This is a genomic window from Jeongeupia chitinilytica (genome assembly GCF_014652315.1).
Classification (GTDB): Bacteria; Pseudomonadota; Gammaproteobacteria; order Burkholderiales; family Chitinibacteraceae; genus Jeongeupia; species Jeongeupia chitinilytica.
In genome coordinates, this window is the sequence record NZ_BMYO01000002.1 from 253,220 (window position 1) to 265,121 (window position 11,902).

Genomic DNA, 11,902 nt, shown 5'->3' on the forward strand with positions numbered 1-11,902 from the left:
GCTTTTACTGGATCTCATGCGAATTACTATGTTCCAAAAAATCTCCATTCAACGTCTATCTGTCGGCTCTGTATTCAAACTACTTGCAATTGGAGTTGTTTTCTCTTTCATTCCCTTTAGTGTGCTCATGGGGGTTTTTGCTTTTTTTGGCGCATCTACTGTGCATTGGAATGGCCAATCACTTACCGGCATTACGGGGCTTCTTGCCTCACCCTTTGTTGGTCTCTTCGTGGCATTTTTGTTCACCGCTTTCGTTGGTGCCATGTGTGTTTTCGGCTTGTGGCTGTACTCAAAATTTATGCCAATTGAATTGGCTTTTAAAGAGCCAAAGGCCTAACACTTCATTCAAGCGGGACCGGCTAACGCCGGCCCCTTAATTCAAACGTTAGGTGTTTAGGGAGTGCATTTAGGCCGATAGGGGTGGTAGATGGGGGACTGGCAATCCCTGTGGTGCTTGTTGGCTCTGTAGCCCTTCTGCTGGTTTTGTTGCGTTACATTAGTATCAATTTGATTTCATCGGATCAAAACAACATTAAGGGGGTGTCTATGGCTAAAACATTAACTGCTCGTACTCGTGTTTTCTTAAGCTCAATTTTTGAAACAACATGGGCTATTGGAGTCGGCGGCGCTGTAGGACATCTATCGACCTAAGTGTATTCACACCTAACACTTCATTCAACCCGGACGGGCTATCGCCCGCCGGTTAATTCAAACGTTAGATATCAAAGGTTGCATATGTCTGGCGCAACAAACGGAATCGTACGGATCGTACTCAGGCTTGAAGGGCTAAGCGTTTTAGCAATGGCTCTTATTTGCTATTCTAAATTCGGTGCAGGCTGGGGCTTGTTTGTCGCCTGTTTTCTTATTCCTGATCTATCACTTCTCGGTTACGTTGTTGGCTCTAAAACCGGGGCCGTTACCTACAACATGGCGCACTCGTACCTTGGTCCAATAGCCTGCCTTTTCGCGGGCGCGTTTGGCGCCATTCAACCTCTTATTACAGCAGGTTTAATCTGGTGTGCACATATCGGGTTTGATCGTGCGCTCGGCTATGGACTCAAATATTCAAAAGGGTTTTCGTTTACTCATCTGGGGCTCGTTGGTCGGCTCCAGCGAAAGGCATCTAACACTTCACTCAACCAGGACGGGCTAACGCCCGCCCGTTAGTTAAAACGTTAGGCGCCACAAAATCATGCTCATACACAATTACGCGAGGATCTTTGGTTGGCTACTCATAGTCTTCGCATCGTATTTGTTTGGGGCCGTCCTAAGCAGCATTGTCGCTATGTTCGGAATTACCAATTTACCCAATGACCATCGCGGAGAGTGGAGCGAGCTAACAGTCCCCATTGTGCTGCTAATTTCAGCATTGGTTGGCTGGGCTGCTCTTCACCTTCTCAGACGCCATGCAACGTCTGCACTTTGGCAAATTGCTGCTGTTGCAACACTATTGACTCTGGCTTCGTTTTTCTGGGTTACTTGGCGATTTTCGAATGCGGTTGCCTAACACTTCATTCAAGCGGGACCGGCTAACGCCAGCTCGTTACTTCAAACGTTAGGACTCTTAAAAAAACGAATGAATATGACAATCATCATCGCATGCGAGTTACCAGAAAGAGCCCTACTGCAACGCTACAAGCGTGATGGTTCATATACGGACTGCTATTACATGGACATGCCTCGCCACATAGCAATGTCCGAGTACATCTCGACGTTCTATACAACATCGCTATTCAAAGTCGAGCGCAAGATTCTGGCCCTGGCCGCAGGTAAACACATCATCCGATGTGGCCGCCCACAACCTTGCGCAGGGGCGCGAATCAAGCTTCGCTGCGTGGAGTGTTGAAGACCGCTCAAGCAACCAGCTGCTTCTTTGTGACTTCCTCGGCCGAACAAGGTCGTGGCTAATGGCAGAAGTGGGGCCATCATCTACCCGGCTGTACTTTGGTTCTGCTGTGGTGCCGAAGTCAAAGTCTGCCGCAGGCAAGGCGTCTTTCGGCTTCGCATTCCATGCTTTATATGGATTTCATCACCTATACACGAAGGCGCTCATGAGAGCAGCTCATGCGAAGCTTACCAACTAGGCTCTTCGGCGTCTTGGCATTCAACTGCTAATACGCCTAACACTTCAGTCAACCGGGACCGGCTAACGCCGGCCCGTTACTTCAAACATCGGCTCCTCACAATCCATGGGCGCTATAGCCATTCATTTCAGGAGTGCTGAATGTACTCAAGTGGACATCATTGCTTCAGAACATGGTGTTTCGGGAGCGGAAAACTGGTTTCTGTGCAACGGAACAGCATGGAGAGCAAAGCCACCAATGAAGAAATGTAGAAAATTGCAGGTATGGATTGCACGATTCTGCAATGGCTAGCCTGAGCGCGGCGTCGTCACCGGCGCAGCGGTGAGGCGCTCTTTCGCAGACAAAAAAAACGGCGGGACCAGCCCGCCGCAAACCCGGAAACATGCAGGCCGGTCAGGCGGCCGCAAACACCCAGCAATCGTTGGCCGGGAATTCGACCCAGTAATCGCCGGCATCGCGCGGTTCGCCGCCATAGGCGCGGAAGCGCAGTCCGCCCTGGTGGAACAGGTATTCCCAGCGATCGCCGAGGTACATGGCGGTGATCAGCTTGGCCTTGATCCGGTTGTCGCCCGGGCCGTCGACGACGCGGACGCGTTCGAGCCGGATCACGGCCTGTGCGTCGTTGCCGGCGGTGAGCCAGTCGCGGGCGAGGCCGTTGAGCTCCCAGCCGTCGCCGGCGAGCTTGACCTGCTCGCCCTCGACCGAGACGACCTTGGCGCTGAGCTTGTTGTTGCTGCCCATGAATTCGGCGGTGTACAGCGACTTCGGTGCGGCATACAGCTCCGCCGGCGTGCCTTCCTGCTCGATCTTGCCGTTCTTGAGCAGGAGGATGCGGTCGGACATCGCCATCGCTTCGGTCTGGTCGTGGGTCACGCACAGTGCCGACAGGTTGAGCGAGACGATCAGCTCGCGCAGCCAGGCACGGGCTTCCTCGCGCAGCTTGGCGTCGAGGTTGGACAGCGGTTCGTCGAGCAGGATGACCGGCGGGTTGTAGACCAGCGCGCGGGCAATCGCGACACGCTGCTGCTGGCCGCCGGAGAGCTGGAACGGGAAGCGTTCGGCCAGATGACCGAGGCCGAGCTGGTCGAGTGCCTTCTGCACGCGTTGCTTGATCTCCGCCTGCGGCACCTTGCGCAGCGACAGACCGTAGCCGACGTTGTCGAACACGGTCCGGTGCGGCCACAGCGCGTACGACTGGAATACGAGGCCCAGCGAGCGCTGTTCGACCGGCAGGTTGACGTTCTTGGCGCCGTCATACAGCGCCTTGCCATCGAGCAGGATCTGTCCGCTTGACGGTTGTTCCAGCCCGGCGACGGCACGCAGCAGCGTGGTCTTGCCGCTGCCCGAGGCGCCGAGCAGCGAGACGACTTCGCCTGCCTTCAGGTGGAACGACACGCCCTTGAGGATCTGGGTGGCGTCGTAGCTGAGGTGCAGGTCTTCAACGATGAGCTTAGTCATGAAGTTTCACTCCGAAACGCAGGGCGACAGCCAGACCGGCGCCGACCATGAGGATGTTGATGACGGAAAGGGCGGCAACCTGATCGACTGCGCCGGTGGCCCACAGCGACACCATCAGTGCGCCGATGACTTCGGTGCCCGGCGACAGCAGATACACGCCGGTCGAGTATTCGCGTTCAAAGATCATGAACACCAGCAGCCAGCTGGCCAGCAGCCCGGATTTGATCAGCGGCAGGGTGACATAGCGGCTGGTCTGGCCCTTGGTGGCGCCGACGCTGCGCGCGGCTTCCTCGAGTTCCGGGCCGACCTGCATCAGTGCGCCCTGGATCAGCCGCATGCCGTAGGCCATCCACACGACCATGTAGGCCAGCCAGATCGAGAACATCGAGTTCTTGAACTCCTTCAGCCCCGGCACGAACAGGAACACCCACAGGAAGGCCAGACCGGCGAGCAGGCCCGGTACGGCGCGCGGCACCAGCACCAGGTAATCCATCAGCTTGCTGCCCCAGTCGTTGCGGCGGTGGCCGGCAAAACCGACGGCGGTGTAGCAGGCCACGGCCATGGCGCCGCCGAGAATGCCGACACCGAAGCTGTTGATGATGGCGCGGACCAGACTGTCGTTCTCGAACAGGTCGGTGAAGTTGGACAGCGTGAACACCTCGGTCAGCGGCACTCCCTGGCCCCAGTGACTGACGAAGGCGCGCAGCGTGATCCCCGACAGCGGCACGAACACGGTCACGATCAGCCACAGTGCGACGATCGCCAGCGCCACCCAGCGCCATGCACCGAGCGGCAGCGCGTGCTGGCGGGCGGCCTTGCCCTTGACGGCGATGTAGCGGCCGGCGTTGCGCAGCAGGCGGCGCTGCAGCAGCACCAGCGGGAAGGTGACGAGGATGATCAGCACCGCAACGGCCGCCATCAGGTGGTAGGACGGAATGCCGAGCTTGTTGGTCAACTTGTACAGATAGGTGGTGAGTACCAGATGGCCTTCCGGATCGCCCAGTACCAGCGGCAGGCCGAAGACCTCGAAGCCGAGGAAGAACACCAGCACGCCGGCGAACAGCAGGGACGGCATCACCATCGGCAGGCTGACGTCACGGGCGACGCGGAACGGGCTGGCACCGGAGACGCGTGCGGCTTCCTCGACGTCCGAGCCGAGGTTGCGCAGCGACGACGATGCGTACAGGTAGACGTGCGGGACGTGGGTCAGGCCGGCGATCAAGGTGATGGCCCACAGCGAATAGATGTTCCACGGTGCCGCGTCGGTGCCGAACAGCGACATCCACCACGACGAATAGAAACCGACCGGGCCGGCAGCGACGACGTAGCCGAAACCGAGCACCATCGGCGACACGAACACCGGCGTCAGCAGCAGCGGTTCGAGCCAGCGCCGGCCGGGCAGATCGGTCCGCGCCATCAGGAAGGCCAGCACGCCGCCCATCGGTACGGCGATGAACAGCATGCCGAAGGCGATGGCGCAGGTGTTCTTCAGCGACGACCAGAAATCGGGGTCGTCGAAGACGAAGCGGTAGGCCTCCAGCGACACCGTCTTGTTCGGCATGAAGAACGGTGCGCTCAGAAAGCTCTGGAACAGGATCAGCGACAGCGGCAGTGCGACGACCGTGACCGCAATCGCGATCGTCAGCCAGCGGCCGAGGCCGGCATAGGCACGCCATTCGCCGCCGCCACCCCCGCCGGTCGAGGCCGGCAGCGGTACCTGCATTGAAGTAGTCGAACTCATGGCAATACTCCAGCGTCCGCGACCGGAAGGCCGCGGCGCAATGTCATGCGGGAGGGAGGATCAGCGGGTCGTGCTTACTTCTTGATTGCCTGCTGCCATTGCTTGAGGAATTCAAGCCGTTTGGCCTGGTCGAGGTAGACCAGCAGGCCAGTGCCGACCTGGATCGGCTTGAGGCTGTTGCCCAGCTGTTTGGTCAGGCCGGCCATCGAGGTTTCGCCGGCCACGTCGCTGCGGATCGAGAACAGGTCCGCATCGTTGGCGAGCACGGTCTGGCCGCGCTTGGACAGCAGGTAGTCGAGCCACAGCTTGGCGGCGTTGGGGTTCTTGCCGGCCTTGGTGATCGTCGCCAGGCGGCTCATCACCAGCGTGTAGTCCTTCGGGTAGACGTAGCCGATCGACGGGTCCTTCTTGGCCTTGGTGAAGGCGTACGAGCCGATGATGTTGTAGCCGATCAGGTTCTCGCCTGAGGAGATCCGCTCCATCATCGCGCCGGTCGACGATTGCAGTTTCAGGCCGGTGCTGCCCATGGTCTTGACCATGTCCCAGATCGCGTTGCCGCCGACGCGCACGTCCTGGGTCAGGTAGCTGAAGCCGACGCCGGACTTCTCGATATCGTAGGTGGTGACCTTGCCCTTGAACTTGTCCGGGTTGGCCTTGAGGATGCGCACGAGGTCGGCGTGGCTTTGCGGGATTTCTTCGGGCTTGAGCAGGCGCTTGTTGTAGACGATGGTGATCGGTTCGAACGTCGTGCCGTAGGCCTGGTTCTGGTAGGTCGACCACGCCGGCATGTTGGCGGTTTCGGGCGACGCGTAGCTGGCGATGAAGCCGTCGTTGACGAGCTTGATCTGCAGGTCCATCGCCGATGACCACAGCAGGTCGGCGGTGGTGCCGCCGGCAGCGCTTTCCGAGATGAAGCGGTTGTACAGCTCGGTGCTGTTCATGTCGTTGTATTCGACCTTGACACCCGGATACAGCGACTCGAAGTCCTTGATCAGCGGTTTGACCGCGGCGCTGTCGGTGGTCGAATAGACGATCACCTTGCCCTCTTTCTGGGCGGCACCGACAATCGACGCATAATTGCTCGGATAACCGGCCGGTGTGCTTGCGGCAGCCAGACCGGCGACGGAACAGCTGGCCACGGCCAGGGCAAAACGGGTAAAGCGCTTCATATCGATCTCCAGAATCTGGCCGTTTAGGCTCGGATGTCTCGGACATGTTTCATCCGTGTGAAACGATCCTATGCGCGCAGCGCTTTCAATTTGCTTTCCAGGCACCAATTCGATGCGATCTGTCGTTGCGGCGATCCCTGATGGTGCGCATCGGGCCTGCTGCCGATACTGGAATTGATCAGGGATTTACCGCGACCACCATGCGTTTGCTCCTCGTAGAAGACAACCTTTCACTCGCCGATTCGCTGACCCGCGCCCTGAACCAGTGCGGGTTTGCCGTCGATTGCATGCACAACGGTGCCGATGCCGACCAGGTGTTGCGCACCGAGGATTACGCGCTGGTGATCCTCGACCTGGGCCTGCCCAAACTCGACGGTCTCGAAGTGTTGCGCCGGCTGCGGCAACGGCGCAACAAGGTGCCGGTGCTGATCCTGACCGCACACGGATCGATCGACGAACGCGTCAAGGGCCTCGACCTTGGCGCCGATGACTACCTGACCAAGCCGTGCGACCTGACCGAGCTCGAAGCGCGGGCTAGGGCGCTGATCCGCCGCAGCCACGGTTTCGACAGCGCCGAGCTGACCTTCGGGCCGCTGAGCTACGACAGCGTCAGCCGCGTGTTCAGCCTGCCGGCCGGGCCGCTGAGCTTGACGCCGCGCGAGCACGCGGTGCTTGAGGTGCTGCTGATGCGCGGCGGCAAGGCCGTGAGCAAGGATGCGCTGTCGGAGAAGATCTTCGGCCTCGACGAGTCGAGCAGCCCCGACGCGATCGAGATCTACGTCCACCGGCTGCGCAAGAAACTCGACGGCAGCGGTGTCGCCATCGTCACGCTGCGCGGCCTCGGCTACCTGCTGGAAACGCGCGATGCGGCCGCGTAGCCTGCGGCGCTACCTGACCGTCTGCCTGCTGGTGCCGCTGCTCGGCCTGCTCAGCATCGACGCGGTGCTGACCTATCACCGCGCCCGGCAGTCGGCTGATGCGGCGTTCGACCGCAGCCTGTTCACGTCGAACAAGGCGATGGTCGAGGGCATCTCGATCCAGAACGGCCAGATCGTCGTCGACATCCCGTATCTGGCGCTGGAGATGTTCGAATCCAACGCGGCCGGCCGTGTCTATTACCGCGTGGTCGAGGAGGGCGGCGCCGAGCTGACCGGTTACAAGGACCTGCCGCTGCCGCGGCGCCGCGATCAGGCCTACTACAAGCCGCTGTTCTACGACGCCGACTATCAGGGCGACACGATCCGCATCGCCGCGACGCGCCAGCGTGTCCACGACGTGGCCACGGCGCAGACGCGCACGGTCTGGGTGCTGACCGGCGAAACGCCCGAATCGCGGCGAGAGCTGGCACGGCAGATCCTGATCGGCGCCATCATTCAGGACCTGCTGCTGGTCGCGCTGTCGCTGGGCATCGTGCTGATCGCGGTCAGCGTCGGCCTGCGGCCGTTGCGGCGCCTCTCGAACAAGGTGAAGGACAAGGACGCCGACGACCTGCAGCCGCTCGATGCGACCGAGCTGCCGTCCGAGCTCAAGCCGCTGGTCGAGGCCATGAACCAGTACATCGCGCGGATCGAGCGCATCCTCAACGATCGAGGGCGCTTTTTTGCCGATGCGGCGCACCAGCTGAAGACCCCGCTGGCGGTGCTGCAGGCCAAGGTCGAACTGGCGCTGCGCGAGGACGACCTGCCGACGGTGAAGCGACAGATGGCCGAAACGCTCGACACCGTCCGGCATGCGTCACGCGGCGTGAAGCAGTTGCTGTCGTTGTCGCGGCTGGCACCGGACCACTTCCTCGTCGTGACCTACAGCGACGTCGACCTGACCGCCGTGGCGCGTGACGTGGCGCTCGACTGGGCACCGGTGGCACGCCGCAGCGGGGTCGATCTCGGCTTTGAAGGCGGGGAGCCCGCCAGGCTGTCGGGACGGCCCGAGCTGCTGCAGGAGCTGGTCGGCAACCTGATCGACAACGCGATCCGCTATGCCGGGCCGGGCAGGATGGTGACGGTGCGCAGCATGCCGGTCGACGGGCATGCGCGGCTGCAGGTGATCGACAACGGCCCTGGCATTCCGGAGGAGGAACGCGACAAGGTGTTCCGGCGCTTCTACCGGATTTCCGGCACGCAGGTCGAAGGCAGCGGACTGGGGCTGGGTATCGTGCATGAAATCGCCCGGCTGCACGATGCGCTGATTGCGCTCTCGCACACGCCGGGCGGCGGTCTGACGGTGACGGTCGATTTTCCGGTCGAGCGCGTCGCGCCTTCCTCGTCCTAGCCGCGCAGCCGCCACTGTCGGTCGACGATCTCGCCCAATTGCATCAGCCGGCCGTGGAAGAAGTGGCCGACGCCGGGCACGACGATGACCGGCAGTTGCTGCGGCCGGGCCCAGTCGAACACGCTCGCGAGCGGTACGACCTCGTCCTCTTCGCCGTGGATGACCAGCGTGTCGGCCGGTACGGCCGGGTAGTCGGCGTAGCGGCTGGTGGCCGGACCGACGAGGATCATGCCGTCGACATCGTCATCCCCCAGCCTTTGCCTTAGCTGCGCCTGTACGTAGGTGCCGAACGAGAAACCGGCGAGTACCAGCTTGCCGGCGTCCGGATGTGCCGCACGCGCGAAGGCCAGCACTGCGGCCATGTCGTCGGGCTCGTGCTGGCCACGGCTGTGCTCGCCTTCCGAGTTGCCGACGCCGCGCAGGTTCGGACAGTAGGCGATGTAACCCAGACGGGACAGCGTTTTGGCCAGCGTGTGGACGATCTTGTTGGTGAACGTCCCGCCCTCGGTCGGGTTCGGGTGCGCCACGAGCGCGATGCCACGCACGGCGTCGAGCGCCGAATCGAGCCGCAGGCATTCGAGTTTGCCGGCCGGACCGGCGATCTCGAGCAATTCGAACGCGGGGGCTTTGCGCGGTGCGTTCATGCCTTCAGCCTCAGCCGTTCGACCACACGGCCGCCGACCAGATGTTCGTCGACGATTTCGTCGATGTCGCTCTCGTCGATGTAGGTGTACCAGGTTTCTTCGGGGTAAACGACGATGACCGGTCCCTCTTCGCAACGATCGAGACAGCCGGCCTTGTTGATGCGCACGCCGCCGGGGCCGGCGAGCTTGAGTGCCTTGATCCGGCTCTTGGCGTGTTCCCATGCGGCGACGGAGCCGCAGTTGGCGCAGCTCTGCCGCTCGCCCGGTTCGCGCTGGTTCAGACAGAAAAACACGTGGTGCTTGTAGTAGCTCATCGTCGCTCCTGAAGGGCTTACTGCTGCTGGACCGGGCGGTTGTGTGCCGTCACGAAGAACGGCAGGCCGTCGGTGTCGAGATCGGGCTGGATCGTTTCCACCACCACCACGTCGTCGACCTGGCACTCGCGCATCAGATCCTCGACAAAGGCATGCACCTGCTCCGCACTGTCGAGCGGCGCCAGCGGCCAGACGTAGCCCTCCCAGCGTTCGGCATCCTCGCGGCTCGAAAAGGTCAGGCGGATTTCGCCGCCCTCGTGGGCGGCCAGCGTGATGACCGGCGTGCGACCCTTGCTGCGGATGCTGCGCAGGGCATTGCTTGCGGCAACCTGCAACCGGGTCTCCAGCACAGTGACGCGACCGGCTTCCTGCGCGGCAAGCCAGCTTTGCGGGACGCGCGGAATCGGGAACAGTGTCAGGCCGGTCTGCTTGAATGCATCGCTGAGCAGCTGCGCCAGCGGCATGCCCCAGCTGCCGACGGCGCCGCCGAGGCGGATGACCGGTTCGGCAGCGGCAGGCTGGATGGCCACGCCGACCAGATAGCGGACGAACACGCCTTCATCCTTGAACGCGATCGGCGCCGGTGCGAGTTCGGCCGGCAGCGGACCGGCGACGGTGATGCCGTCCTGCCAGCGCGACAGTTGCGTCGGGTTGACCGCGGCCAGCTGTTCGCTGCCGATCAGCGCATTGCCAAGCCAGACGTCGGCATCTGCGGCGATGACGCCGTGTTCGCGCAGCAGCGCCAGAATCGCACCGGCATCGACTTCCCCGGCCAGCCGGGTATCGCCCTTGCGGCCGGCAACGAAAACGATCGGCAGCGCAAACGGCACCGCGTGCGTACCGGCCGCTGCCGGCTGTTCGACTGCATCGCGCAGCGTTTTCCACAGCACCTTGTACGCATCCTGCGTTGGTGCCTGTGTCAGTGCGCCGTTCAGGCCGTAGTGATCACCGGTCAGCAGCAACTCGCGCACGACCTCGTCCAGCGCCTGACGCTTCTGCTGCGCATCTGCCGGTTCGCTGGCGGTCAGAAAGGCCATCAGGCTGCGGATGACCGGATTCTTTGCATTGACGCGGGGATAGAGGCGGGGATCGGGCAGGTACATGGGGCAGGCCAGGGAGCAAAAACGCAATTATACCGTGCGCGCCGGGGCGGGCGAGGGGCGAGTAACCCTAGCACGATTAATGCTTTCTGAATATGCAAGGTCTTGAATTGATTTGACAATCTGGCAGACCCTGAGGTAAATTCAAGCTTCTGTTGGGATGCGAGATTTGCGTCTTGATGGTTTCTCCTTTGTAGATGTTGTTGGTGGCCCGGAACCGTTTACGTTTCCGGGTTTTTTTTCATCTGGAGTTTCCGAAATGACCTCTCCGGTATTCATCGATCGCGCCCTGCTGGGCGAACTCGCGTCCGAGGCGGCGCAGAGTCCGCGTTTGCGCAAGAACCGCAATTTCCACGCCGGCAACGACGACGCCTGTCATCGATTGCTCAACGCGCTCGAGCCCGGAACCTACATCCAGCCGCATCGCCATCTGGCGGCGGACAAGGAAGAAACGCTGATCGTGCTCGCCGGCCGTGTCGGCGTGCTGCTGTTCGACGAAGCCGGTGCGGTGACCGCGACGCGCGAACTCGTCGCCGGCGGCGAGACGGTGGGGGTCAACGTTGCGCCTGGCGTTTTCCACAGCCTGGTCGCACTGGACGCCGGCTCGGTGTTCTTCGAGAGCAAGGCGGGCCCGTATGCCGCGCTGACCGCGGCGGAAAAGGCCGAATGGGCGCCCTCGGAAGGCGAGCCGGGGGTCGAGTCCTTTCTGGCCGGCATGCTCGCGCACTTCCCCCGCTAACGCTGGGCAGCGGGCTCGACAACCTGCCAGGTAACGCCGGTCCCGCCGGAGCCGTCACCGGTTTGCGTTCAGCGAACTAAAGCGTATCGAGCTCGCAAAAACCCGTTAGTGCTTCGGGGCTGGCGTCGTTCGCCTCAACTCGGTCGACCCGGGCCGATTCGGGGCCACGGCTCACCCAGCGCTGGAAATCGTCGACCTCGCCGGGACGCCCTTGCGCCTGGATTTCGACCGTTCCGTCGGTGCGGTTGCGGACCCAGCCGGTCAGGTTGCGGGCCAGCGCTTCGCGGACTGTGTAGAAACGGAAGCCGACGCCCTGTACCCGGCCGTGGACGCGCAGCCGTCTGGCGATGATCTCGTTCATTCCGCTTCCTCCGTTGATGAGGCA

Annotated in this window: 12 protein-coding genes; 5 read left to right on the top strand and 7 right to left on the bottom strand. The window is 61.8% G+C overall.

The annotated features are described in order from the left end of the window. The first annotated feature begins 28 nt into the window (after positions 1 to 28). Together IE097_RS04255 and IE097_RS19585 are read left to right on the top strand one after the other, a co-directional pair. Entirely contained in the window at positions 29 to 337 is a 309-nt protein-coding gene (locus IE097_RS04255) for a hypothetical protein (protein ID WP_189458904.1), read from the top strand. Positions 338 to 735: 398 nt separating this feature from the next. Then, a complete protein-coding gene (locus tag IE097_RS19585) occupies positions 736 to 1,167 on the top strand; it encodes a DUF4260 domain-containing protein (protein WP_189458905.1) in 432 nt (143 codons plus the stop codon). A gap of 1,310 nt (positions 1,168 to 2,477) precedes the next feature. Here IE097_RS19585 and IE097_RS04265 read toward each other — a convergent pair. From IE097_RS04265 to IE097_RS04275, 3 genes are all read right to left on the bottom strand, one after another. Further along, positions 2,478 to 3,542, bottom strand: a complete 1,065-nt coding sequence (locus IE097_RS04265; RefSeq protein ID WP_189458906.1) for an ABC transporter ATP-binding protein — start codon at positions 3,540 to 3,542, stop codon at positions 2,478 to 2,480. Continuing rightward, entirely contained in the window at positions 3,535 to 5,283 is a 1,749-nt protein-coding gene (locus tag IE097_RS04270; RefSeq protein ID WP_189458907.1) for an ABC transporter permease, read from the bottom strand. The genes IE097_RS04265 and IE097_RS04270 overlap by 8 nt, the downstream gene beginning before the upstream one ends. Positions 5,284 to 5,357: 74 nt before the next feature. Then, positions 5,358 to 6,452, bottom strand: coding sequence for an ABC transporter substrate-binding protein (locus IE097_RS04275; RefSeq protein ID WP_189458908.1), 1,095 nt, complete (start codon positions 6,450 to 6,452; stop codon positions 5,358 to 5,360). 200 nt (positions 6,453 to 6,652) lie between these two features. On the opposite strand from IE097_RS04275, the gene IE097_RS04280 reads away from it, so the two are divergent. Both IE097_RS04280 and IE097_RS04285 read left to right on the top strand, forming a co-directional pair. Then, positions 6,653 to 7,330 (top strand): response regulator, encoded by a 678-nt coding sequence (locus IE097_RS04280; protein WP_189458909.1) that lies wholly within the window; start codon positions 6,653 to 6,655, stop codon positions 7,328 to 7,330. Next, entirely contained in the window at positions 7,317 to 8,720 is a 1,404-nt protein-coding gene (locus IE097_RS04285) for a sensor histidine kinase (RefSeq protein ID WP_189458910.1), read from the top strand. The genes IE097_RS04280 and IE097_RS04285 overlap by 14 nt, the downstream gene beginning before the upstream one ends. Here IE097_RS04285 and IE097_RS04290 read toward each other — a convergent pair. Genes IE097_RS04290 through IE097_RS04300 form a run of 3 tightly spaced genes read right to left on the bottom strand, consistent with a single transcriptional unit; the run spans position 8,717 to position 10,781 of the window. Beyond that, positions 8,717 to 9,364, bottom strand: a complete 648-nt coding sequence (locus tag IE097_RS04290) for an alpha/beta hydrolase (RefSeq protein WP_189458911.1) — start codon at positions 9,362 to 9,364, stop codon at positions 8,717 to 8,719. The genes IE097_RS04285 and IE097_RS04290 overlap by 4 nt on opposite strands. Beyond that, complete coding sequence (locus IE097_RS04295) at positions 9,361 to 9,678, bottom strand: (2Fe-2S) ferredoxin domain-containing protein (RefSeq protein ID WP_189458912.1); 318 nt, start codon at positions 9,676 to 9,678, stop codon at positions 9,361 to 9,363. The genes IE097_RS04290 and IE097_RS04295 overlap by 4 nt, the downstream gene beginning before the upstream one ends. A 17-nt stretch (positions 9,679 to 9,695) precedes the next feature. Beyond that, positions 9,696 to 10,781: a hypothetical protein gene (locus IE097_RS04300; protein WP_189458913.1), complete on the bottom strand. Its 1,086-nt coding sequence runs from the start codon at positions 10,779 to 10,781 to the stop codon at positions 9,696 to 9,698. A 256-nt stretch (positions 10,782 to 11,037) separates the two neighbouring features. Between IE097_RS04300 and IE097_RS04305 the strand changes: the two genes are divergently transcribed. Further along, positions 11,038 to 11,517, top strand: coding sequence for a WbuC family cupin fold metalloprotein (locus IE097_RS04305; protein WP_189458914.1), 480 nt, complete (start codon positions 11,038 to 11,040; stop codon positions 11,515 to 11,517). A 76-nt stretch (positions 11,518 to 11,593) separates the two neighbouring features. Here the strand turns inward: IE097_RS04305 and IE097_RS04310 are convergent, their stop codons facing one another. Next, complete coding sequence (locus tag IE097_RS04310) at positions 11,594 to 11,878, bottom strand: acylphosphatase (protein ID WP_189458915.1); 285 nt, start codon at positions 11,876 to 11,878, stop codon at positions 11,594 to 11,596. Between the last annotated feature and the right edge of the window lie 24 nt (positions 11,879 to 11,902).